19 protein-coding genes and 1 pseudogene are annotated in these 22,221 nt (G+C 59.2%); 11 read left to right on the top strand and 9 right to left on the bottom strand.

Features of this window, described 5'->3' with window-relative positions:
- Both B0G73_RS37815 and B0G73_RS37810 read left to right on the top strand, forming a co-directional pair.
- A pseudogene (locus B0G73_RS37815) lies at positions 1-652 on the top strand (FUSC family protein); the annotation flags it as partial.
- The gene (locus tag B0G73_RS37810) at positions 649-2,136 is read left to right on the top strand and encodes an MdtP family multidrug efflux transporter outer membrane subunit (protein ID WP_106286139.1); all 1,488 of its coding nucleotides are present in this window, start codon (positions 649-651) and stop codon (positions 2,134-2,136) included. The pseudogene B0G73_RS37815 and the gene B0G73_RS37810, both read left to right, overlap by 4 nt.
- Positions 2,137-2,154: 18 nt before the next feature.
- Here the strand turns inward: B0G73_RS37810 and B0G73_RS37805 are convergent, their stop codons facing one another.
- Positions 2,155-2,625: a hypothetical protein gene (locus B0G73_RS37805; RefSeq protein WP_243856613.1), complete on the bottom strand. Its 471-nt coding sequence runs from the start codon at positions 2,623-2,625 to the stop codon at positions 2,155-2,157.
- A gap of 208 nt (positions 2,626-2,833) precedes the next feature.
- Here B0G73_RS37805 and B0G73_RS37800 point away from each other — a divergent pair, with 208 nt between their 5' ends.
- Positions 2,834-3,364, top strand: a complete 531-nt coding sequence (locus B0G73_RS37800) for a helix-turn-helix domain-containing protein (RefSeq protein WP_106286143.1) — start codon at positions 2,834-2,836, stop codon at positions 3,362-3,364.
- Positions 3,361-3,777, top strand: a complete 417-nt coding sequence (locus B0G73_RS37795) for a VOC family protein (protein WP_106286137.1) — start codon at positions 3,361-3,363, stop codon at positions 3,775-3,777. Before B0G73_RS37800 ends, B0G73_RS37795 begins: the two co-directional genes overlap by 4 nt.
- 24 nt (positions 3,778-3,801) lie before the next feature.
- On the opposite strand, the gene B0G73_RS37790 is transcribed toward B0G73_RS37795, so the two are convergent.
- The gene (locus tag B0G73_RS37790; protein WP_106286136.1) at positions 3,802-5,490 is read right to left on the bottom strand and encodes a beta-glucosidase; all 1,689 of its coding nucleotides are present in this window, start codon (positions 5,488-5,490) and stop codon (positions 3,802-3,804) included.
- A 796-nt stretch (positions 5,491-6,286) separates the two neighbouring features.
- Between B0G73_RS37790 and B0G73_RS37785 the strand changes: the two genes are divergently transcribed.
- The 3 genes from B0G73_RS37785 (at position 6,287) to B0G73_RS37775 (ending at position 11,644) form a co-directional block, all read left to right on the top strand.
- Entirely contained in the window at positions 6,287-7,741 is a 1,455-nt protein-coding gene (locus B0G73_RS37785; protein WP_106286135.1) for a glycosyl hydrolase, read from the top strand.
- A 342-nt stretch (positions 7,742-8,083) separates the two neighbouring features.
- A complete protein-coding gene (locus tag B0G73_RS37780; protein ID WP_106286134.1) occupies positions 8,084-10,438 on the top strand; it encodes a polysaccharide biosynthesis tyrosine autokinase in 2,355 nt (784 codons plus the stop codon).
- 42 nt (positions 10,439-10,480) lie between these two features.
- Entirely contained in the window at positions 10,481-11,644 is a 1,164-nt protein-coding gene (locus B0G73_RS37775; RefSeq protein ID WP_106286133.1) for a hypothetical protein, read from the top strand.
- A gap of 344 nt (positions 11,645-11,988) precedes the next feature.
- On the opposite strand, the gene B0G73_RS37770 is transcribed toward B0G73_RS37775, so the two are convergent.
- Positions 11,989-12,393 carry a DUF2471 domain-containing protein gene (locus B0G73_RS37770; RefSeq protein WP_106286132.1) on the bottom strand — a complete coding sequence of 135 codons (405 nt, stop codon included), beginning with the start codon at positions 12,391-12,393 and terminating at the stop codon, positions 11,989-11,991.
- Between the two features lie 38 nt (positions 12,394-12,431).
- Positions 12,432-12,713: a hypothetical protein gene (locus B0G73_RS37765; RefSeq protein ID WP_106286131.1), complete on the bottom strand. Its 282-nt coding sequence runs from the start codon at positions 12,711-12,713 to the stop codon at positions 12,432-12,434.
- Here B0G73_RS37765 and B0G73_RS41005 point away from each other — a divergent pair.
- Positions 12,712-12,909, top strand: a complete 198-nt coding sequence (locus tag B0G73_RS41005) for a hypothetical protein (protein ID WP_219907327.1) — start codon at positions 12,712-12,714, stop codon at positions 12,907-12,909. The two genes, B0G73_RS37765 and B0G73_RS41005, sit on opposite strands and share 2 nt — an antisense overlap.
- Before the next feature lie 117 nt (positions 12,910-13,026).
- Here B0G73_RS41005 and B0G73_RS37760 read toward each other — a convergent pair whose 3' ends face one another.
- The 3 genes from B0G73_RS37760 to B0G73_RS37750 all read right to left on the bottom strand — a co-directional run bounded on the left by B0G73_RS37760 (position 13,027) and on the right by B0G73_RS37750 (position 16,736).
- The gene (locus B0G73_RS37760; RefSeq protein WP_106286130.1) at positions 13,027-13,743 is read right to left on the bottom strand and encodes a transposase; all 717 of its coding nucleotides are present in this window, start codon (positions 13,741-13,743) and stop codon (positions 13,027-13,029) included.
- A 427-nt stretch (positions 13,744-14,170) separates the two neighbouring features.
- Positions 14,171-15,418 (bottom strand): ABC transporter substrate-binding protein, encoded by a 1,248-nt coding sequence (locus tag B0G73_RS37755; protein WP_106286129.1) that lies wholly within the window; start codon positions 15,416-15,418, stop codon positions 14,171-14,173.
- Between the two features lie 73 nt (positions 15,419-15,491).
- Complete coding sequence (locus B0G73_RS37750) at positions 15,492-16,736, bottom strand: DUF1479 domain-containing protein (RefSeq protein ID WP_106286128.1); 1,245 nt, start codon at positions 16,734-16,736, stop codon at positions 15,492-15,494.
- A gap of 94 nt (positions 16,737-16,830) precedes the next feature.
- Between B0G73_RS37750 and B0G73_RS37745 the strand changes: the two genes are divergently transcribed.
- On the top strand, positions 16,831-17,787 hold the full coding sequence (locus B0G73_RS37745; protein ID WP_106286127.1) for an AraC family transcriptional regulator: 957 nt from the start codon (positions 16,831-16,833) through the stop codon (positions 17,785-17,787).
- 229 nt (positions 17,788-18,016) lie between these two features.
- Here the strand turns inward: B0G73_RS37745 and B0G73_RS37740 are convergent, their stop codons facing one another.
- Both B0G73_RS37740 and B0G73_RS37735 read right to left on the bottom strand, forming a co-directional pair.
- Positions 18,017-18,274: a DUF4148 domain-containing protein gene (locus tag B0G73_RS37740; RefSeq protein ID WP_106286126.1), complete on the bottom strand. Its 258-nt coding sequence runs from the start codon at positions 18,272-18,274 to the stop codon at positions 18,017-18,019.
- A gap of 137 nt (positions 18,275-18,411) precedes the next feature.
- The gene (locus B0G73_RS37735; RefSeq protein WP_106286125.1) at positions 18,412-19,356 is read right to left on the bottom strand and encodes a LysR family transcriptional regulator; all 945 of its coding nucleotides are present in this window, start codon (positions 19,354-19,356) and stop codon (positions 18,412-18,414) included.
- Positions 19,357-19,543: 187 nt separating this feature from the next.
- Between B0G73_RS37735 and B0G73_RS37730 the strand changes: the two genes are divergently transcribed.
- Positions 19,544-20,467, top strand: a complete 924-nt coding sequence (locus B0G73_RS37730; protein ID WP_106286124.1) for a dihydrodipicolinate synthase family protein — start codon at positions 19,544-19,546, stop codon at positions 20,465-20,467.
- Positions 20,468-20,703: 236 nt separating this feature from the next.
- Complete coding sequence (locus B0G73_RS37725; RefSeq protein WP_106286123.1) at positions 20,704-22,146, top strand: MFS transporter; 1,443 nt, start codon at positions 20,704-20,706, stop codon at positions 22,144-22,146.
- Positions 22,147-22,221: the final 75 nt, after the last annotated feature.

The raw sequence follows: 22,221 nt of genomic DNA, 5'->3' as shown, positions 1-22,221 counted from the left end.
ACGCGACCGGCTGGTCGGCATTCTGCTGGGCGTCGGTGTGGCGACGTTCGTGCAGATGTCGTTCTGGCGCGAGGGCGAGGGCGACGTGCTGCGGCTGAAGCTCGCTACCCTGTTGCGCGCGATCGCCGCACAGGTGCGCCCGCCGCAGGTCGGCGAAGAGCAGGCAGATGAGTTGCCTTATGCTCAGCGGCAGTTGCAGGCGTGGGCCGTGCTGACCGATTGCGAGACGACGCTCTCGCGTGTCGCGCTCGAACCGGGCTGGCAGGAAAGTGAGCAGTCGCAACTGACACTGCGCGCGCAAACGGTCCTCGCGCAGGGGCGCGAGATCATGCTGGCGGCCGACGCGCTGCGCAACACGTTGGTGGCGCAGGCGGACTTGGCGAGCCCACACACGATCGACGTAGTGCGCGCAGCCCAGCAACAAGCCGGCACCGAACTCAACCGGTACGCGGATGAGCTAGCGGCCAACCCACCCGATGCGCGCGCACCGCGCCGTATCGAGATCGCTGCGCAAGCGGGCGAACCGGCTCTGCCTGCCGATCAGTCGATCATCACCGCAGCGGACGAACTGTTACGGCAGATCACGGGCTTGCCGGACTGGCGCATCGAGGCGCCGGTCGCGGCGCACGCATCAGCGGCGGTACGAGCATGAAGGCGCGACCGGTTTTGTGCGATCGGCGATGGCGTCGCCGCGCGTTATGCCTCGCGTGGCTATCGTCACTGCTGTCGGGTTGCGCGCTGATTCATCACAACGGCACGCCCCATTCCGAGATCGCGCCCGAGCAGATCAATCTCGCGGACGACATCCATCTCGCACGCGACGGCTGGCCCGCTGCGCGCTGGTGGACGCGCTATCACGACGCGCAACTCGACGCGCTGATCGATCAGGCGCTCGCCGACGCGCCGACGATGGTGATCGCGCGCACGCGCGTCGCACAGGCGAAGTCGGACGTGGAACTGACCAAAGCAGGATCCAACCTTCAGGTGGCCGCGCTGGCGTCGCTGGATCGCGAGCATATTTCCGCGAACGGTTTTCTCGGCCCGTTCGCGAAGAACGAACCGGCTGCGGGGCTGACCGGGCCGTGGTACACGGAGGGCGTCGTTGGACTGGGTGCAAGCATGGATATCGACATCTGGGGCAAGCAACGCGCGGAGGTCGCCGCGTCGCTGGGTGTGAGCAATGCGCGGCTCGCCGAGACATCCGCTGTCGAACTCGAAATCTCGACGGATGTCGCGCAGCTTTACTACGGTATTCAAACGACTTATCAGCTGATCGATCTGCTGAGCGACTCGCATGAGGTCGCGGCGTTCGCGGTGCAAGCACACGAAGCGCGTGCGGCGCGCGGCCTCGAAGCCCGCACCCTGCTCGAAGAAGCACGCGCGCAGCAGTTGGCCATCGAGCAGCAGATCGTGTCGGCACAAGGGCAGATCAAGCAACTTCGCGAATCGATGCGGGCACTGGTCGGCGCCGGACCCGCTGGGCTGCCCACGATCGAACCCGTCGCGCTGCCACGTTCGCAGGCGGCCTTGCCGGCGACGCTGTCGTACGAGCTGCTGGCCCGGCGGCCCGATCTGCAGGCAATGCGATGGTATGTCGAGGCGTCGTTCGACAAGATCGATGCGGCAAAGGCGGCGTTTTATCCGAGCTTCGACATCAAGGCATTTTTCGGCTTCAACGCTTTGCACCTCGCCGATCTCTTCACGCATGCAAGCCAGCAGATCAACCTGATTCCGGGCCTGTATCTGCCGATCTTCGACGGCGGCCGGCTCAATGCGAACCTGAGCGGCGCGCGCGAGGGGAGCAACCTGCTGATCGAGCAGTACAACCAGGCCGTTCTCAACGCCGTACGCGATGTCGCGCAGACGGGTAGTCGTCTGCAGTCTCTCGATGCGCAGAAGACTTTGCAGAAGCAGCGGATCGAATCGGTTACATTCACGAGGGACAGTGTTGAGGCTTACTATCAACGCGGACTCACGAGCCGGCTCGCGGCGCTCGAAGCGCGCCAGCCGGTGATCGCGGAACAGGTCGCCCTGCTTACGCTCAACGGTCAAGTGCTCAGTCAGGAAATTGCTTTGACGAAGGCGCTCGGCGGCGGGTATCGCGCTGATCCGCCTGTTGAACTGAAGCCACGCTGAACGGTGCGGCTATGCCGCTCAGAGCTGTTGTGATCGCAGCGATGCGAATTCCGCGCGGCACACGTCGCCGAACTTGCCGAGAATGTCGATCGAGCCATCCGCGAGCATCTCGCGAATCTCGATGAAAGACTTGTCTGGCGCGAGATAGGTGTCCACGATCTTGCGTCCGATCACGTCGGCTTCGTCCGCGACTTCGAGGGACGACCGGAGGCGCATGCGGCTGATCTCCGCGTAGAGGTTGCCCAGGCCGGCGAGATCGGGTTCCTTGTGTTGCAGCGCGTGCACATAGCAATTCGTCGCTTGCTCGATGAACGCTTTGTACAGTTCCTGCCGCCACGCGAGATCATGCGCTAGCCACTCCGCGCGAACCTGGGTGCGTTGGGTCAGCCAGGAGGCGAGAACCGAAGTCAAGCCGCCGATCGCGGCACCGACAAGGGCAGCCAGGGCAGAGATAGCCGATGCGTTCATGGATTGTTCTCGCGTTGTCATTCAGCTATCCATAGTAATGCAGCGGTGTGTAATTTTGAGGTCGGTCGGTCCCGCGCGGAATGCGATGACGACCGAAGCTGCGCAAAGGCGTGTCCTGGCAAAGGCCGACGGCCGCCGCACGCGCCGAAAGCCGGCTGCTGGGAGTCCGGCGCGCTAAAATTGACCGTGCACCGCGCTCGCAACGAAGGATGGCGACAGAATGACGCTCATGGCCGAACCTAAACAACCATACACCTCGTCTCCGGCGCCGTCGGGTATCGACACGTTGCAGGCACCGGCGCTGTTGCGTCGCCTGCTGCGCGCCAAAGACCGAATGGACGCTGCTTCGCACGAGGCCTGGCCTGTCGAACGATTGGCTGCGGTCAGTGGCGTGTCCGAGGCCCATTTCGCGCGCTCGTTCAAGCAGGCCTTCGGCATCCCGCCGCATCGCTACCTGCTGACGCGGCGCATCGAGCAAGCCAATACCCTGCTGCGCGACACTGCGCTCAGCATTACGGAAATTGCCTTCGCCACCGGCTGGGAGAGCCTCGGCACCTTTGGCCGCATCTTCCGCGACATTAACGGTCGGAGCCCGAGCGCCATGCGCCGGGAGGCGCAGGCCGCCATGCAGCAGATCGATCGCGTACCCGCTTGCGTTCTGAAGGCCGCTCAACGTCCCGATCTCACCATCGCAGTTTTGGAGAAGCGCCGCCGTGCCGCCAAAGGTACATTGCGGCCATCAACCAAGGAGGTGTCATGAACCAGGGTATCAGTGTGGTGGGCGTGTACGTCGACGATCAGGACGAAGCGCTGGAATTCTACGTCGGCAAACTCGGATTCCGCGTGCATACGGACGTGGTGAACGGCGCCTACCGGTGGCTGACAGTCCAGCATCCGGACCAGCCTTCGTTCCAGCTCGGGCTATTCAGACCCGGTCCGCCCATTCACGACGATGCCACCGCGCAGACTCTGCGCGCGATGGTCGCGAAGGGCGCCATGCCGCCACTCGTCCTGCTGGTGTCCGATTGCCGCGCGAGCTATGCCCGGCTAAAGGAAAGTGGCGTGGAATTCACCCAGGAACCGGTGGACCGCTATGGCAGCGTCGACGCTGGGTTTCGCGACCCCGCCGGTAATGGGTGGAAGATGATTCAGGAGCCGCGGAGCACGACGTGAATAGTCGCTCCCGTCGCGCCGACGCTAGCGTCGTTCTGGTATGAGGTAGCGGGGAATTGAGCCCACTCGCCAATGAAAGACTTGAGCACTAATCGACACAGGCGTATCGACACCTTGCCAATCGCGCAGTATGTATTTTCCCGGCGGCAGGCTCACGACCGCATCATGTTGCTTGCCGTCGACGGTCCAACCGGCGATAACCGGATCGTCGGTTCCGTATTGATATGCCTTGACGTTCTCCGAGTCGATGAACGCCTTCACCCACGGTCGCTTGCCAACTGTGCTGCTTAATACGGATGCCGCGACGAATGCCGGTTTCGGTGTCAGGTCGTAATGCAGCAACCCGAAGTTATGTTCGATGTTGTATGGGTCGGTGCCGTCATCGACAAAGTCATACCAGAACAGGACGCGAACCGTGCCATAGCGTCGTGACAACAAATAGCTGCGCACCAGATTGGCCGCTTGCATGGCCTCGTCCTGCCCCGGTTCCTTGGGATTGACGGGCCAGCCCATCTCCGTCACCCAAACTTGCAGAGGTCGGCCGTCTGTTTTCACCCGGTCGGCGATAAAGTCCTTCAGATAGGGCCACACTGTGGGGATGCTCACCGCGTCGATTGGTGCGTCTACGGTTCGGTAACCCTTTTCTGGCGTATTCGGCGACATATATGGATGGACGCTAAAGCCCGTCTGGTCGTTTAGTCCTCCTTCCTTGAGCAGGCCGACCACACAGTCGCCGCCGGGGCCGCCGCCCGAGCCGCCGCCGCCGCAAGAAATCACCGATGCGTTGGGATCCACATCTTTAATCGCGCCGAACGTTTCCCACAGCAGGGCAAGATAGGCGGCGTAGCTGATCTTGCTAAAGTCAGGCTCATTCCACACTTCCCAATGGCTAACTGTTCCGCCGTAGGGTTCAGCCACAGTGTCGTCGCCGTATCGCGCCACCACTGCATCGACGTAAGCTGCAAAGCGCGCACGGGCATCAGGTGAAAATGGAAAGTCCGATTTCGGAAACAGGGCAGGGTAGGCATCAGCGTTACCGCCGCCAAGTACGATTACAGTCGAAATGCCGAGCCGTTTGCTCAACGCCAGGTAGGCGTCATAGCTCTTGGGAAATTTGAACACACCGGGCTTTTTCTCGATTGCCGCCCAATAGAGGTCGTCCCGAATCCACGAAAACCCAGCCTGCTTGACGAGCGGCAGTAGCACCGATGCAGGTGGTGTGACGCGTTGAGCGAAGTGCGTGCCGACCCCGAAGTCGGAAGGGCCGACCTCGTCGCGTTTCGTGACGACAGCCAGCGTGCTCGTGGTCTTGCCGAGGATTTCCCCATCCGGTGATTTCAAGGTTGCGTCGACACGGTATAGACCGGAACGCGGGATCAGTACCTCGATGTCGATAGTCTTGCCACCCTCCATGCTGCCGACGCTTTTCTCGTACGAGGCGAGTGGCGCGGGCGCGGCCTTGCCGTCGCTGTCGTAGGAATAAACGCCGACTGTCATTTTCGCTGCGCGCAAACGGGCCGGCGACAGGACCTTGAACTGGAGGGTCTTCTTTCCGCTTGTCAGGTTGACTTGCGAGCCCGGCGGGTTGACCAGTTGCAGCGTCACCTGCGCGTATGAGCCGCCTGAGAAAGCCAGAAACACCAGTGCGGCCAGCGCAGTGCGCCAGGATATGCGTGATCTGAACAGGCTGCGGCGGCGATGAATCGTCGGCATCGGATCAATCCTCGTTGAATCGCTGATGAAAAATGGCCCGGTCGGTTTGACGAGCGAAGAGGCGGGTGCTGCGGCACCTGGGGAGAACGCGGGGCACCGCATCTTTCGCGGCGGGCAGACCCAAGATAGGGTGCGCTGGGCCGCTCGTCAGTACGACATCGAACTTTCGCAGCATTCACCGCCGAGCGTGCGTTTGAACCACAGCGTGTTGCTCACGCGTGCCAGATCACGTCCGCGATCGGTATTTCATCTGGAGAATCAATCAAACGTCTGACGAGAACTTGAACGTTTGCGAGCGGAATTCGCAATGGACTTCAGAATGGGCGTGGTTAAAAGATTTTCTATGGTGACTAATGGAAAACCCGTCAATTATTTAAGGGTCGGCATCTTTTTGAGATTATTAATTCAAAACGTTATTCGTCATACAAAATCAAGCATCGATTAACGTATTTGTATGAATAATTGGTCTCACTATTTGATCTTTTTATTGCAATTCGTTTCTCTGGAAACGAGGCGCAGGAGCCGTAGCAGAAAGGGATTGAGCACAAAAATTAAGATTTGAGAACCCCCAATTAATAGGTAAATAATTTTTTTATCCGTGCGCGTGGGCAACACTTCGTATGTTCGGTGGCGCACATATGTTCTCTTTTTCGATACGCGTAATGCGGATATTTGCTTTTCCGCATTGGTCTGGAGATAGTTCGCCTTATTGCTGCGCTTTTACATCCAGTTACAACATACGAAAAAGTCGGGCACATATACTGCGATCCCCAACCGAACTGCGTAAGTTGTACTCATGACCTTACCCAACCGACCGAAAAATCAGCAACATCTTCCACTGTCCGTCCCTTCCCTGATTCCTAATGAATCCGTCCCTCGAAGGAAGTTCCTCGCCGGTCTCATCGCGGGCGCCGGGTCGATTGCGCTTTCCGCGTGCGGCGGCGGCGGAAGCGGCGATTCGCCTGCGGCGGTGGCCAACGACGCCACCGTGGCCAACAGGGCCGGCTCAAACGGCTTCACGGTGACCACGCCTGCGGCGAACGCGACTGTGTCCGGCACCATCACGGTGAGCGGCACGGCCGGCACCACCTGGCGCAACGTCGCCGTTTATGACCACGCCACGGTTGCCAAGATCGGCCCCGACACCACACCGAGCAGCGGCAAATTTTCCGTCCAGGTTGACACGACGAAATTGTCCGTGGGGTCGCACCAGATCGACGTGGTCGCATTTTCGGTCGCGGCTGGCCAGGCCGGCGGCACTAAGACCACACAGACCATCACCGTCAACGTCACCCGGGCAAGTTCCGGGTCGACTTCGGGCAATCTGTTCTACGGCATGAATGGCCACCTTGCGTGGCCCGACGGCATCTACCACACCATGTCGGCAGCTGCGCAACTGGCACTGCTCAAAGATCTCGGCGTCACGAACTATCGCGTGGACGTGGCGGATGCCGGCATGGCTCAAACAGTGGCCAACGCACTGACCGGCGCGTTCGCCGGCAGCGGCGTGACCATCATGCCCTGTATTAACGTGTGGTCGACCGCCTATAACCAGAACAGTTCGGAATCGGCCGCCTACACGTTAGGCTACAACCTTGGCGCCTCGATCGCCAAGCCGCTGAAAGGCCTTGTTAAGTACATCGAGTGTGGCAACGAACTCGATGCGGACGGTCTGGTTGCGAACGGTGACGGAAGCAATACAAATAACTATAGTCCCGCGATCTGGCCGGCGTTCCGCGGCGTCATTCGAGGCATGATCGACGGTGTGAAGGCAATCGATCCGACGATCCAGTGCGGTGTCAACGTTGGTATCCCGCTTGCCTATCGTGCCCTGCAGATGCTTTGGAGCGGTATCACGCCTGATGGCTCCGTCAACGGTGTTTCGGGTGCAGCCCCGGTCCGTTGGGACTACACGACTTTCCATTGGTATCAGAGTTCAGGCGATATCACCTGCGGTTGGCGAAACAACGCCTGCGTGAATGTGCTGCAGATTCTGAAGGACTCCTTTAACTTGCCAATCTGGTTGACGGAATGGGGTTGGCAGGGAAGCCAGGTTACGCCGACGCAGCAAGCTAGCTACATAACCGAGGCACTGACGGAGTACCGGTCGCTCAAGGATCAGTACAACATTCAGTCGGTCCAGATGTACTGCCTGATCGATCCTGACTTCGGCCTCATACAGGCGGACGGCGTCACGAAAAACCCGTCCTACTCGGCGTTCAAGAAATTCGTCGCCGCCAATCCGGTCTGACCTGAGCCATTACACTACTGTGTTGGGGTAGCACCCCCCGCTCCCGCAGCCCGCGCGCTTCCTGCAAGCCGCGGGCTGTTTCTATTTGGTGGGCAACATCTCGGATAACGCGATTTGGGAGTCTTGTGCGGTAAAGCACAGACGCTATCGCTGCGGCGCCGCAATCTATCAGGTGAGACCGGACTGCACGACCCCTGCCGCCAACGAGCCCCCTGATCCCCACCAAAGCGTGATGAATGCCTGATTCAATCTGATGCGCCGTTCGATCGGCGAGGCGCGTTCGGGGAGAGGATTTGCCGGTCAGTGGTTCACTCCGGTTCCAACAAACAAGGAGTTCGTCGTATGAATCCGAGTGTTTCCCGTACTCCGCCAATCGTGCTACAAAATAACGCTGATGCGTTGTCAACCCGCGAACTGGCACGGCAGATCGTAGATAACGTCTGGTTGATCGCCGGCATTGTCGCGCTGGTCACGGGACTGGCCGCGCTTTATGCATTCGCGGCGACCCCAATCTATTCCGCCGACGCGTTGGTCAAAGTTGATTTCCCTCAGCCCAATGCGCTCGGTGAAGCGTCAAAGGCGCAGGAGCGGGTCATTCCGCCCACGCTACCCACCGAGGCCGAGATTCAGATTATCCAAAGCCGGAGCGTGATTGCGCCGGTGATCAGGAAATTCAAACAGGATACCTTAATAACACCGAAGAGCGTCGCTGTTATCGGGGCGATGATTCGGCAATTCGCCACACCGGGCTCGCCAATGCCGGCTCCCATCGGCTTGAGTTCCTATGCATGGGGCGGAGAGGAGGCGTCCGTCGGTTCGCTGACCGTGCCGGCCCGCCTCGAAGACCAATCATTGACGTTGACCGCGCTTGCTGACGGCCGCTACCGTCTCGCCGATCAGAACGGGCGGACCTTGCTTGTGGGCACGCCCGGCGTACCGTCTCAAGCCAATGGCGTCGCTCTCACGATGGATCGGCTCGTTGCACGCCCCGGAACCGAATTCACGCTAGTGCGCTTAAGTGAGGCCAAGGCAATCGAACGTTTCCAGCATCAGTTGAAGGTCAGCGAGTCGGGTAAGGACACCGGCGTCGTGCAGATCGTCTACGAGAACACCGATCCGGAATTGGCCCGGGCGATCGCCAACGGCATCGCGCAAGGCTATATCGCGTCTCATATCGCGCAGCACCGCGCCGAGGCCCTTACCACCCGGGACTTTATCATTGGAGAACTGCCGCAGCTTCGCGCCAACCTGACGCAGGCAGAGGCCGAACTGAGCCAGTACAGAACTGCATCGAGCTCGATGCAGGCGGGTACCGAAGCCGCCTCCTACCTCCAGGGAAGCATTGAGTTCGATCGCCAGATCGCGACACTCAAGGTACAGAAAGCAGCGTTGGAAAGTCACTTTGCGCCGAACTCGCGTGATGTCCAGACTATCGTTAGCCAGCTTGCACTACTTCAAAATGCCAAGAGTGCGTTCGAAGCGCGCTTCGACCAGTTACCCGCATCGGAGCGTCGCTCGGCCGACCTCACGCGTAACGTCAAGGTGGCCGAGGACATCTATGTCGCAATGGTCAACAAATCCAACGAACTCGCGGTGACGCAGGCCGGGACGCTTGGGAACGTGCACATCATCGATACCGCGTTGTTGCCCGTTGACCCTGTGAAACCCAAGCGCCCGCTGGTGATCGGCGTGGGCGCCGCCGGCGGTCTGATCGCGGCGTTCCTGTACATCTTTGTCCGGCGCCTATGGTCTTCCTCGCTCGAGAATTCGCTGGTGGCCGAGCGACATCTGAACCTGCCTGTTTTTGGTCACGTGCTGTTCAGTGACGAGCAGGCCCGCTTAGACCGTGCGCAGAATTTGAACCTGCCGCCGGCGAAGAAAGGGCTTTCCGGTCGAGCACAGCAAACAGGGGACGAGAGGGTAACCGGATCGCCACCCAGATTGACCTACGGGGGCTCTGCTCCGCAAGACCCCGTATTGGCCGGCGGTCGCTTCCTGCTCGCCACCGACGGGTATGACGACATGCCGCTCGAAGCTTTGCGAAGCATACGTGCGTCATTGCAACGGCAGATTCAGGACGCCCCGAACAACGTGCTTGTCGTGACGGGCGCAACGCCCGGTACTGGAAAAAGCTTTATCTCGTCAAATCTGGCTGTCCTGAGCGCGGAAGCCGGCAAGCGGGTGTTGCTGATCGACGGCGATATGCGCCGAGGCCATTTGGCCGCCATCATGAAGCGGACCAACAGAGGTGGCCTCGCTGAAATTCTGAGTGGTGAGGTCGATGCCGGTGCCGTCATTCAAAGCACCGACGTTCATGGACTTTCGTTCATCGCTGCGGGCCGGTATCCGTCCAATCCGTCCCGGTTGCTCTCGACACCTCGCATGCAACAACTACTTGACCGTCTTGGCGGACTGTATGACGTGGTCATCATAGACACACCGCCAGTGCTGGCAGTTAGTGATGCAAACCTGATCGCTTCTCTCGCGGGATCGACAGTGCTCGTGGTACGGCCGAACGCCCAGAGCGAACGAGAGCTGGAGGACACCGCGCAAGGTCTCGAGCGTGCGGGCGCGCGTCTGATCGGCATGATATTCAACGCGATGCCACGACGGCGCAGTGAAAAACGCAGCTACAGCTATGCGGCGGCCTACTCCGCGGCAAGTACTCCGCCACCTGCAGAGCATGGCGCTTCGTGATCGCGACCTGACGGTTGTTGCGCGTCTTGCATTGAGAAAGCAATGTACTCCAGACTAGTATCCGTGTTGTTCTATATGTTTTTTACCTGCGTGATTCTCAATCCACAGGTGGACGGGACCACGCTTTACTTCTATATCGTGATTCCGTTTCTCGATCCGGATTTTTCCCGTTTTCTCGCCAGTACGGCACGCCGCTGGGTCGGCCCATTGCTGATTGCGGCTTTGGCATGCGCGCTAACTTCTCCTTCCGCAGCCGTGCGGGTTCTGTCGATCGGCATCTGCATCGGTTACCTGATGTACACGGCAGAGCGCCGCATTAGTTACCTTCATCCGTGGATGGTCGTCAACATTCTGTTCGCAACCGTGCAGTTTGCGATGTACTACATCGATCGTGACTTCTCGTACCAGCTCGGCCCAACGAATCTCTCGCAGCTGATCTGGGGCGACAACGCGACAATGACGTACACGAACTTCTATGAGGTCTTCTTCTTTACCCGCGTCTCGGGATTCTCACGCGAGGCGGGGTTCTTCTCTTCGCTGCTTGCGGTGTCGCTTATCCTGCATCTTTACAGCGATTCGCCCAATAAAAAACTCATCGCTCTTTATCTCTTCGGTCTTTTCATCAGCTTCTCGAAGTCGTCGATGGTGCTTTTCCTCTTTGCAGCGGTCTATCCATTTCGGGACAAGTTGCGCTCGCTCCATCCGCTGGTGATAATGGGCGCCTATTACGTGGTGATGTCAGTGATCTCGGTGTACCTTGCATCCAACGACTTTTTCGGATCGGACACATTTGGCCACCGGTTGGCCGGCTACGCGTTCATGTTCGACGCGCGGCTCGAGGATATCGTTAAGGGCGTCACTGCAGCAGAAATCATGGCCCACTACAAATACCTTCCATACATCCGCTTGATCCAGGAAGACATGGCGCTCGGTGCGCTGTTTGGCGGCCTTCCCGCCACAATTGCGGAATTGGGGCTCTTCGGTGCACTAGTCGTTTTCGCCGTCATCGCGTTTACCGCGAGCGATGGTTTCGTCATGATGATATTCCTGTTTATAAGCGCGACTGTCAGCGTGACTACTGTCACTTCCTTCATTCCGCTCGCGTATTTGATTTGTTACTGGCCGCGATTCGCGGCATATAGCGCACACCGTGTGGAAAACTTGAGTCGATACCAGCCACTTCCAAGGTATTGCAAGACAAGTTGATCGTGTCGAAACGACGAGTGCAACGTCGCTCCACCCGCGCATTTTGTTTTTTTGATCTGTGCGGGGATGGCGTGGGGGCGGGACTGCGCGCGCACCGTTGTGGGACAACTGGGCACAGGGTAACTTTTTGTTTAAAAGCAGTATTTCCTGTCGTGGTGGCGGCCCGGCGCAAATGCGGAGTTTGGACTTGAACTAGTCATGCCGCTGGGATGAAGCTTTCGGGGCGCACCGCTCAGCCACCCTGAACTCGTGGTTCGTTTAAGTCTGAACTATTTGGAATTTGGCTCATTTAACTTTGAATCTTCTGAAGCGCATTCAACCCTATAAGGGCCGATATTCACACTTCAGTCCTGGGCGGCCCCGTCAGCACCGTCGGCCTGCACCAGTGCGCGCACAAGCAGGTACACGGCTGGCAGGTTGTCGTCGTCACGCCGCCAGTCCACGGGTTCGTCGAGATCCATCCCGCACAACCGGCTGTCCTCAAACCGGACAAACGTCGAACGTACGATCTCGTTGTGTCTCGCCACGAAGCCCCGATTCTCGAAGACCTGTTCGTCGATTACGAGCAGCGTGCGCCAGGTGGGCAATCGCGCGCTGTTTGAGTAACGGCGACGACCAGTATCGAGGTGACGACCTGCGACCGTGGCAATGATCTGCTGCAGATCGAGCGACGCGCTGCGGAGTGCGCGTTCGAGGGCGGCAGGGTTGATGTCGTGGACTTCCATATCGGGAGCAGCGTCGTTAACCATGTTGTTATTTCCCTGAGGACTCGCAGTAACTCGCAGCATTAAAGTCGATGCTTCAACAACGCCCGGTTTCGCTGTGCCAACAACTCGCGGATCTGGGCTAGATAGTTATCGCCGACCATGCAGTCTTCAACAGGCCGGCTATGTTGATGAGGCGTTGGCGGACGCACGCCGAGATAGCGGCACACGGCGGACACGTACGGTTTGCCGTTACTCCCCAGATGCCGCGCCGCAGCGGCCACGCGCACGTCTCCGACATGCTTGCGTAACGACGCGAGCGTTTCGCGGTCACCGTCGTTCAAGATGCGGATGAGTTGATTCATGGCCGATCCTGTATATAAAAACAGTACTGTAAATTTATACAGTATTTGGCCGGGATGCAAGTTAATTCGCGGGACGTCGGATTTAGCGGAGGAGAGGATGACGATTGAATTCGGTGCGCAGCTGGCAGTCGGGCACGCGGAGGCGGCTGACGACGCACCTCCGCTCGATCATCTGGCGCGAGATGCGCGTTTATAAAGTCCAGCGAGCGTGAGGTTGGAGGCGCAACTATTGTGGCGTTATCGCATCAGCAAATGTGGGCATGCAGGAATGCCCACACTGCCATGAGCCTTCCTACCCACGACGATCTATCGATTAACCCACGTGTTCGAGGGCGCGCGTCGTCTGAACTTTGCGCGGCCGGTCACGCAGCAGAAGGGGCATCAAACGTCGATTGGCTGTCTGCGCCGCCCACTCGCAATATGTGGCGCTGCCGAGCACCCAGCCCTTGAGCGTCGACTGCATCAGGTTATCGACATCGCGTTCGTCGAGGGCCTGTGCGCCGAGATCGCGGTAAGCCTGCTGGCGCTCGGACGGCGTATGGCCGAGCGCCCGGTAGAGCGGATGATCCTTGATGAAGCTATCGACACGCAGCCCGACGTGGTGCGCGTAGCTCGACCACCGGTAGTTTCCCGGCTCGCCCACGACGCGGTTGCGCACCGGCGCATGATCGATGACCTGGCTCGCGAGCAGGAAATACCGATCGGGCTCGATCACGGTTGCGCGGTACTCGCCGCGCCACACCGTGCCGCGGCGTCCATGGCGTCGGTTGAAGGTGTCGATATAGCGGCGGCCGATCGCCTGCATCGCCATGGCTACGCTCGACTCGTACGAAGGCGTGACGAGCAGCTGTACCGCGTCAGGCATGAGTACCCACGCGTGGACTGCCAGATCGGCGACGCGCGCCGCGTCTGCCAGGCAGGCGAGGAAGTACCGGTAGTCGCCTTCGTCCAGGAATGCAGGCCCTGTGAGCCCCTGCAGGATAACGTGCTGTGGTTGGTCTGGGACGTAGTGCCGTGCAAGCCGTGTCATGCTGAATTAAGCGAGAATCCGATGTGAGAAAACGATCCGACAGGTATCGGGCGCGTGGCATTGCGTAACGTGCGCATCGGAAGAAATTCTATCGGTCATGTGCGTGCGTTTGCGTTACGAATAGGGCTTTTTTCTGGCCTCTTTTCGTTGATTTGCGGGTCGCAGTAGCATCTTTTTATGTCACCGCTGAATGCAGCGCCGCGCTATACGTCTCCAGCCGCTCCGGCTATTTCATCTGGCGCTAAATACGTGTCAGGCTACACAACAGTGCGGTGGCTGAGAGGATCGCCAAAGAAAAGAAGCCCGCGCGGGCGGGCTAAATCCACATCATGGAGACATGGAGGAGACGTTCATAAAGGTCACCCCATATCCTCGAATGACCTTGCATGACCACTTGATTTTCTCGAGGCGGCCCGGAAGCTCGTATCTATTTGATCTTCGCTGCAGCGGCGACTTTGCGCACCGCCTCTTGCGGGTCTTCATTCGAGTTCATGAAACCCGTCACGACATCGGTAATCGCGCCTTCGGTCGCTGAGGACTGAACATCACCAAACGCGAACGACGGAAAGAACGTGTTGGATTTGATTGTGGTTTGCTCGTCTGCGTACGACTTCCTGGCGCAGGCGTCGAATTTGTCCATTGCAACATCCTGCCTCACCGGAATGGAACCCTTGTAAAGACTGAATTGCTCCTGGAAGGCGGGGGACATGATTGTCCTGGCCAACGCAAGCTGTCCAGGCGTCGCTTCTTTCTTGCCGTTCTGCTGGAAAAACACGAACGAATCTACTGTGTAGGTGAAAGCGTTCGACGTACCGGGCGCAGCCCCGCAGATATAGTCAACGTCGGCCTTCTTGTTCGCATTGGCGAACTCACCTTTCGCCCAGTCCCCCATGAATTGCATCCCGCCCGATCCGTTGATGACCATGGCGGTCGCGAGATTCCAGTCGCGACCAGTCGAGCCTTTGTCGAAGTAACCCTGAATCTTCCGGACAGTCTGGAACACCTGCAACATCTGGGGCGAAGTGAGTGTTTTCTGGTCGAGATCGATCATGGCCTTTCGATAAAAATCCGCACCCTGAGAAAGTACGACCGTCTCCCAGATGGTCATGTCTTGCCACGGCTGGCCGCCACGCGCGACGGGCGTAATGCCCGCAGCCCGGAACCTGTCGGCCAGCGCGAAGAACTCCGGCCATGTCGTCGGCGCCTTGCCGCCCACTTTGTCGAGGGCGGCTTTGTTGATCCACAGCCAGTTGATTCGGTGGACCGAGAATGGCGCGGCCACGTAGTGGCCTTTCGACATCATGGTCTTGTTGATCTGCGCTGGAAGCTGCGCTTTCCAGTCGGTCGCGGACTTGTCTATATCGACCAGCACGCCTTGATCAGCCCAGTCCTGTATCAAGGGCCCCTTGATCTGCGCAGCCGACGGCGCGTTGCCGGACATGACCTGCGTTTTCAACGCCGTCATGGCAGCCGCCCCGGCTCCTCCGGCTACGGCGAAGTCTTTCCACTCGTAACCCTGTTTATTCATGTCGTTCTTAAGCACTCTGATCGCCTTCGATTCACCGCCCGAGGTCCACCAATGCAATACCGAAAGCGACTCGGCAGCACTTGCGACCTGTGCGCTTGTGGCGAGCGCCGCTGCGACAATTGCAGCTGACATGAGTGTTCTGTTCATTGCTGTCTCCGTTAATTTTCTTTATGAATCACCAGACAGGCGCACGCCGCGAAGGCGTGCGCCAGGGTAGCGCTTACAGATCGAAACCGAGTTGGGCTTTACCGAGCGGTGTCAGATCTTCGACGGTTGCGCGTCCCACGAAGTCGACTTCGAAATGGTCAGTGGGGAAGTCAGGCGGACTCTTGCCCTCAAGGAAGCTAGGCAACTGGCGCTTGAGGTATTCGTCGTTCTTGGCGCACGCAGGCGCCGACGCGATATACATCACGTTGCTGTAGCCTGCGCCGCGGTGCGCGTCTTCCACTGCGTGGATCACGTCGCTATGCCAGAACACGGTGTCGCCCGCCTGCATGTGGGGAATCGATGAAAGCGCGTCGAAAAGCGGCGCATGAAATTCCGGCTTGATGGAAAGCGCGCGGCCTGGCATCGCGCCGCACAGGTCGTCGTCGGCGACATCGTCCTGAAGGGCGCGCAACAGGATATAGGCCATCGAATTCGCAATCGGGACGAGTTGCAACGTGCCGTCCCCAGGACCTTGCGGCGTCAGTGCGGTCCAGCCCTGAAACGTGCGGAACATCGAACATACGGCGGGCGACGCAATCTCCTCTACGTCCGGCCGGAACGCAGCGTCGAACGGATCATATCGACGCCAGTTGCCGTCGAACACATGCCGGTACACCTTGCGGAAATTCGCCTCGATCCACCGCTCGACCGAGCCGCCGTCGCAGTGCGCGGATAAGCCCAATGACTCGGAACCAGGCGGCCGTCGACGCATCCGGTCCGCGTAAACCGGCACCCGCTCTGGATCGAAATGGACCCGGCCTTCACTCTCATTGCGCCATAACCGGTTCAGAAAGACACGGGCCGCAGTCAGCGACGGCGCCTGGCGTGCGAGGACCTGCGGCTTTGACCAGTACACGCCGTAAATCTGTGGTTTGCTCGACGCGAGCTGGCCAAAGTATTTGTCCTCGGCGCGGTTCTGCAGACGCGTATCCAGGTCGTTGCGTTCGACGTAGTCCGCGATGTCGCGGTCCCACCCTTCCACCAAAGTGCGGTCGAATACATTGCGGATCACACACGCGCCACGCGTTTTGACGAGCTCGATCTGCTCGGCGCTCACGCGCTGCGCCGCGATGTCGGAGAACTGGATTTCGGGGATCACGTTTTCGCCGCGCTTGCGTTGCGCGGCAATTCTGCTGGCTTCGGCGCGGATTGTTTCATCCACCTCGGCGAAAACATCACGATAGTTCGGAAGTCGTGCGCGAAGCTCCTGCTTGGCCTGCCGGATGGCTGTCGGCAGATCGTCGATGATGAGTGCCATGTCGTCTCCTTGTGGGTTCTGCTATGTCCGCAGGATAGGCCGACCGCATCCACAAAAGTGATACCATTCAGACAATTTCTTTGCGCCTTCTGCCATGAAACCAGCGTACGAACATGTCGAGTTTGGCGACGACTGCTCGGTCCGGGTTTACCATCGGCGTCTGCCGCGCATTCCGTTCGAATGGCACCATCATCCCGAATACGAACTGACCTTGACGTTGAACAGTCAGGGCAAGCGATATATCGGGGATTCGATTGCAGACTATGTAGAGGAAGACCTGGTTCTCGTGCCGCCGAATCTTCCTCATACGTGGGCGTCGAACCGCTCGATTGACGCGGCGTCCCCTCAGGTTGCGATCGTGATCTGGTTCGGCGGCGACTGGGCGCGGCGGCTGGCGGATGTCTGCCCGGAATATGCGCCTTTGCGTAACCTGCTACGGCGGGCGGCGTGCGGACTGGCATTCGGTCCGGAGGTCGGCCTCGCCATGCACGGCCAGCTCGACAATCTGCTGTCCAGCGCGCCGCGACAACGCCTTGCGGTCGTGCTGAACGTTTTGTGCGCGCTAGCGGAAGCACCCGGCGAGCCGCTCGCTTCGCCTGCCGCGTTCAGCGATCGGAAAGAGGGTCCTTCGGGCCACGAACCGGAGCGTATCAATCGCGTGCTTTCGATGATCGATTCACGCTTCGCCGAGCCGCTGCGTTTATCCGAACTTTGCGAGGCTGCGAACGTGTCGGAGCGTTCTCTGGCGCGCTACTTCGAGCAGCACATTGGAGAGAGCGTCGGCCGATATATCGCGCGGGTCAGGATTGGACATGCGTGCCGGATGCTCGCACATACCTCCACGCCTGTTTCCGTCGTTGCAGCCCGGTCTGGATTTCCGAACGTCGCCAACTTCAACCGACAGTTCAAGGCGTTGAAAGAACTCACACCCGCTGCTTACCGCAAGCAGTTCGCGGCTGGCGATATCGCCGAAACAGACACCGGTCCGCGGATCAACGAACGCTCACCTTCGTTGCAGCGGAACCCGCGACTGGCGAAATCCATTGCGTAACGCCGGCGAGCGGCTGGGCGCCGAAATATTCGCTAGAGAACGACGCTGCTGTATTCCATTGGGTCGCGGCGGTAGGCTCGAAGGCGGCAGGAGATAGTTATGCGCCCACCGTGCAGTCCTCGACAGGCCGCCTATCTCGACGAGCCGCCGTTTTGCAAACCGACGGCGGCCGACAGGGCATCCGAGCGCAACGATGGGTGCCCGCCTGGGCCGTAAAAGCGTAAAAGGTTTACCGTTGCTGCGTGGCCGACTGATTCGCAGCCTGACGTTGCGACGCCATCCGGTCAGCTTGCAATCGAGCTTCAGCGTTGTTCAGCCTGGTCGGGTAATCCACATCGTCAGGGATAGGGTTGTATCCAACGCGTTCGAGGTCAGCAAGTTCCGCGCGTACTTGTGCTCGGGTTACCGGAGCGTCGGTTTGGGCAAACGAAGCTATTGGAGAAGAGGCGAGCAACGTGAGCGCGGTCGCAAGGACAATCTTTTTCATCGCACACCTATGAGGGCAGTGTTCGGCCGTTACGGCAAGGACCCGAAGGAGTATAGCTGCCGAAATATAGTTAGTTACCCTTGAAAAAACAAAAGTGAATTGCGAAACACGATTTCTGCGCGCCGGATTTCAGCCCTTTAAATGGAGCGTAAAAACGCTGCGGACACGCCCCGCTGGAGGTCGGATGAAAGGTTCCGCGAACGCGCTATTTCCTTGGTGAGTTGCATGACCGTTCGGCAAGCAAGTGTCAGTTCGCCGTGGGGCGACATGGCAAGCGCAATGAAGCGAGACACTGTAGGTTCGACTACCATCGACGCCTGCAGCCGGCACTCCTTTTCAAGGTTGGCAATCGCGTAAGGTCCGAGCAACGCATAGACGCCGCCATCGGCAACGATATGCGCCTGCAGACTCAACGAGTCCGCTTCCGCCGCAAAGTTCAGGGAGATCCGGTGTTCACCGGCAACTTGCTCGAGTCGGTCGCGCCAGCTGTTGGGGCGGCAGAAAGAGACCAGCGGAATCCCATCGAGCTTTGAAAAAGCAATCGTAGGCTGCTTTAACAGAGGATCGCCCTCTGCGCCGACCAGGTAAGTTGCGGCCTCAACCAGATACTCGTCACCGTTTTTCGGCGTCGGACTGTTTCGAAAAAGGATTGCGATGTCGACACTGCCGTTTTCCAACCACGTTTCCAGCAACGCACCTTGACCTTCGCGAACCTGTAGTTGCACTAGGGGATAACGTTCTCGAAGGCGATGGTAAAGGGTGCTGACAAGCGGATGCGCGGTCGAGGGCAGAATCCCAATTCTGACTACACCGATCGGCTCTCCCGCCGTACTGCGGATGTCGTTTGACAACTGTTCCGTACTGGCCAGCCATACCCTCACGCGCGGGGCGATACGCGCCCCCAACTCGGTCAAAACCACGCCTCTTCCGGTGCGCTGAAACAGACGGCCACCGCAGTACTGCTCAAGCTCAACAATCTGGCGGCTGATATGCGGCTGACTTGTCCCATAAGCAACCGCGGCCTTGCTCAGGCTCCCGAGTTCCGCGGCGTCGATAAACAGCTTCCAGGCAGCGTAGTCCACCGCTTGGCCCCTCGATGAGATATGTCAAATCAGTATAGCTGAAATGTGCAGTTAGACAGTTCTCGCATGAGCCGTCCATCCCTACACTGCAACGCATGCACCGTTGTTCCGGCTTGAAGCGAAACGAGCAGCGGGCTCTCCTCTGCAGAAAGAGGAGCCGAAAAAGCTCAATTTGGATGGAGACGTCATGAAAGCGATCGATCTGCGCGGTTTGGTCCCGGCACCCGTTACACCCTTCACCCGCGACGGAGCGGTGGACCACGCAGCAATTCAACGGCTGGGTTCCTGGCTCGGCGGCATCGAGGGAGTTAAAGGTCTGACGGTTCTTGGCCACGCTGGCGAAGGTACGTTCCTCACACAGAAAGAACAGGCTGAAGTTATCCAAAGCTTCGTGAAGTCCGTTGACGGCAAGATCCCGGTCATCGCCGGCATCACGCTGGAAGGCACCGAAGTGGCGGTCGAAGAAGCGAAGCGTGCCGTGGAAGCCGGCGCTTCGGCCGGTCTGGTGTATCCGTCGCACGGCTGGCTGCGCTTCGGTTATCAGAAGGGCGCACCGCAAGACCGCTATCGCGCGATCTACGAAGGCAGCGGCCTGCCGCTCATCCTGTTCCAGTACCCGGATGCCACCAAGGCAACCTACAACCTCGAAACACAACTGGAAATCGCCGCGCAGCCTGGCGTCTTTGCGATGAAGAACGGCGTGCGCAACATGCGCCGCTGGGACGTGGAGATTCCCATCATTCGCCGCGAGCGTCCGGAACTGCAAATCCTCACCTGCCACGACGAATATCTGCTGCACACGATGTTTGATGTTGATGGCGCACTCGTCGGCTATGGCGGCCTGGCCCCCGAGCCGCTCATCGAACTGATCAAAGCGGGCAAGGCGAAAGACTACAAGGCGGCTCGCGCGATCCATGATCGCCTGCTGCCCGTGACGCGCAATGTGTACCACCGTGGCTCGCACATGGAAGGCACCGTTGCACTCAAGCACGGCCTCGTGGCACGCGGCATTCTCGAGCACGCGACGGTGCGCTCGCCGTTGCTGCCGCTCGCGGAAGGCGCGGACGTTGAAATCGCTGACGCGCTTCGTTCGGCCGGCCTCGTCGACTGACGGGGGAGCGGCGCACCTTAGCCGCATGACGATAGCGAAGCGATGCTTCGCTTCGCTATAAGCGTTGAGAAGTAACGGTGACTCGCGAAACCTCGTTCCGCGAGTCGCCCATAACAGGATCGGGAAACGACCAAAAAAGCTCCGACGCCGCGACAGAATAAGAGAGAAAAGCGATCGGTGCTTCAAAACAAGAAAAAGACCGAGGGTCCATAAAATGCAGCTTTACAGGAGACAGCATGAACACCCCTTCGACCGCCTACGGTGTGGGCATTGGTCAACCACAGAGCGAAACACGCGCGGTCAGCGAGCAACTGCGTGCGGCGAACCTGCTGTTCCGCATCGAGAACGTACCGTTCTGCCGATGGCACACCAAGGCACGCATCGTCATGGGCAGCGCGACCCTCTTTGATGCGTTTGACGCCCTCTCGCTTGCTTTTGTGCTTCCGGTGCTCGTCGGCCTCTGGCATCTTTCTCCCGGCCAGATCGGCGCGCTGATTGCCGCCGGCTATCTCGGACAGGTCGTAGGAGCGTTGGTGTTCGGTTGGCTTGCCGAGCGCATTGGCCGGGTGCCGAGCGCCACGATAACGGTCGGTGCCATGTCCGCAATGAGCATCGCATGCGCCTTCACCGGCAACTTGCCTATGCTCTTCTTGATGCGCTTCCTGCAAGGTATTGGAGTAGGCGGAGAAGTGCCCGTGGCGGCCACTTACATTAACGAACTTTCTCAAGCCCATGGCCGAGGACGTTTCTTCATCCTGTACGAACTCATTTTTCCGCTGGGTCTCCTTGCGGCCGCGCAGCTTGGTGCCTTCATCGTCCCCCGCTTCGGCTGGGAGTATATGTTCCTCATCGGCGGGATTCCGGGCATCGCCGTGGCGATCCTGATCGCACGCCTTCCGGAATCGCCGCGCTGGCTCATTGCAAGGGGGCGTTTCGATAAGGCGGAACGAATCATCGAGCGTCTGGAGGCAAGCACGGCGAAGCGCAGCCTCGACACACAAACGCAGAGGGCCGAAGTCGACGAGCGCGTTGTGAGCCTTCTGAACGGACTCCAGTCGAAGAAGAAAGGAACCTGGAAAGAACTCTTCTCCCCGTTCTACAGAGGACGCACCGTTGTCGTGTGGTTGCTCTGGGCGAGCTCTTATTTTGTGGCCAATGGCATTAACAACTGGCTGCCCAGTCTCTACAGGACGGTCTACCATCTGCCGCTGCAAGAGTCGCTTCACATGGCGTCAATCTCGAATGTCCTTAGCACGTGCGGAGTGCTTGCCTGCGCGTTACTGATAGACCGGGTAGGGCGCCGTCGCTGGGCAATGGCCTGTTTCATCATCAGCGCAATACTGCTCGCCGCTCTGGGCATTCATGGAGCTGGCAGCGCATGGTCAGTGATGCTCCTGGGATCGTCGGCCTACGCCGTGATAGCAACCACGACTGTACTTCTGTACCTTTACACCCCTGAAATCTATCCGACCCGGATGCGCGCCATCGGTACTGGTCTCGCGACTTCCTGGTTGCGAGCAGCCTCTGCTGCAGCGCCAGCGATCGTCGGTGTCGTATTGACAGGGAAGGGCATCGCTGCGGTATTCGTCATGTTTGCCGTGGTCAGTGCAGTGGGCTTTTTCGTCGCCGCGCGAATGGTGGAGACGACCAATCGCGCTCTCGAAGAGATATCCCCGTAGCCTCTGAATCGCTGTGACTCCTTCTCCGGATATGACACCAGGGAAGGAGCACGCTGGCGCGTAATACCGTTAGCT

It is taken from the genome of Paraburkholderia sp. BL25I1N1 (genome assembly GCF_003002025.1).
Classification (GTDB): Bacteria; Pseudomonadota; Gammaproteobacteria; order Burkholderiales; family Burkholderiaceae; genus Paraburkholderia.
The sequence above is the reverse complement of the archived record's forward strand: the minus strand, read 5'-3'. Positions and strand labels throughout refer to the sequence as shown.

Excerpts from the sequence above, each read along its gene's own strand:
- B0G73_RS37785 (WP_106286135.1), top strand. The coding sequence starts at position 6,287 with ATGACCTTACCCAACCGACCGAAAAATCAGCAACATCTTCCACTGTCC.
- B0G73_RS37725 (WP_106286123.1), top strand. The coding sequence starts at position 20,704 with ATGAACACCCCTTCGACCGCCTACGGTGTGGGCATTGGTCAACCACAG.
- B0G73_RS37755 (WP_106286129.1), bottom strand. The coding sequence starts at position 15,418 with ATGAACAGAACACTCATGTCAGCTGCAATTGTCGCAGCGGCGCTCGCC.
- B0G73_RS37810 (WP_106286139.1), top strand. The coding sequence starts at position 649 with ATGAAGGCGCGACCGGTTTTGTGCGATCGGCGATGGCGTCGCCGCGCG.
- B0G73_RS37770 (WP_106286132.1), bottom strand. The coding sequence starts at position 12,393 with ATGGTTAACGACGCTGCTCCCGATATGGAAGTCCACGACATCAACCCT.
- B0G73_RS37795 (WP_106286137.1), top strand. The coding sequence starts at position 3,361 with ATGAACCAGGGTATCAGTGTGGTGGGCGTGTACGTCGACGATCAGGAC.
- B0G73_RS37790 (WP_106286136.1), bottom strand. The coding sequence starts at position 5,490 with ATGCCGACGATTCATCGCCGCCGCAGCCTGTTCAGATCACGCATATCC.
- B0G73_RS37780 (WP_106286134.1), top strand. The coding sequence starts at position 8,084 with ATGAATCCGAGTGTTTCCCGTACTCCGCCAATCGTGCTACAAAATAAC.
- B0G73_RS37750 (WP_106286128.1), bottom strand. The coding sequence starts at position 16,736 with ATGGCACTCATCATCGACGATCTGCCGACAGCCATCCGGCAGGCCAAG.
- B0G73_RS37730 (WP_106286124.1), top strand. The coding sequence starts at position 19,544 with ATGAAAGCGATCGATCTGCGCGGTTTGGTCCCGGCACCCGTTACACCC.
- B0G73_RS37800 (WP_106286143.1), top strand. The coding sequence starts at position 2,834 with ATGGCCGAACCTAAACAACCATACACCTCGTCTCCGGCGCCGTCGGGT.
- B0G73_RS37805 (WP_243856613.1), bottom strand. The coding sequence starts at position 2,625 with ATGACAACGCGAGAACAATCCATGAACGCATCGGCTATCTCTGCCCTG.
- B0G73_RS37760 (WP_106286130.1), bottom strand. The coding sequence starts at position 13,743 with ATGACACGGCTTGCACGGCACTACGTCCCAGACCAACCACAGCACGTT.
- B0G73_RS37765 (WP_106286131.1), bottom strand. The coding sequence starts at position 12,713 with ATGAATCAACTCATCCGCATCTTGAACGACGGTGACCGCGAAACGCTC.
- B0G73_RS37745 (WP_106286127.1), top strand. The coding sequence starts at position 16,831 with ATGAAACCAGCGTACGAACATGTCGAGTTTGGCGACGACTGCTCGGTC.
- B0G73_RS37740 (WP_106286126.1), bottom strand. The coding sequence starts at position 18,274 with ATGAAAAAGATTGTCCTTGCGACCGCGCTCACGTTGCTCGCCTCTTCT.
- B0G73_RS37775 (WP_106286133.1), top strand. The coding sequence starts at position 10,481 with ATGTACTCCAGACTAGTATCCGTGTTGTTCTATATGTTTTTTACCTGC.
- B0G73_RS41005 (WP_219907327.1), top strand. The coding sequence starts at position 12,712 with ATGGCCGATCCTGTATATAAAAACAGTACTGTAAATTTATACAGTATT.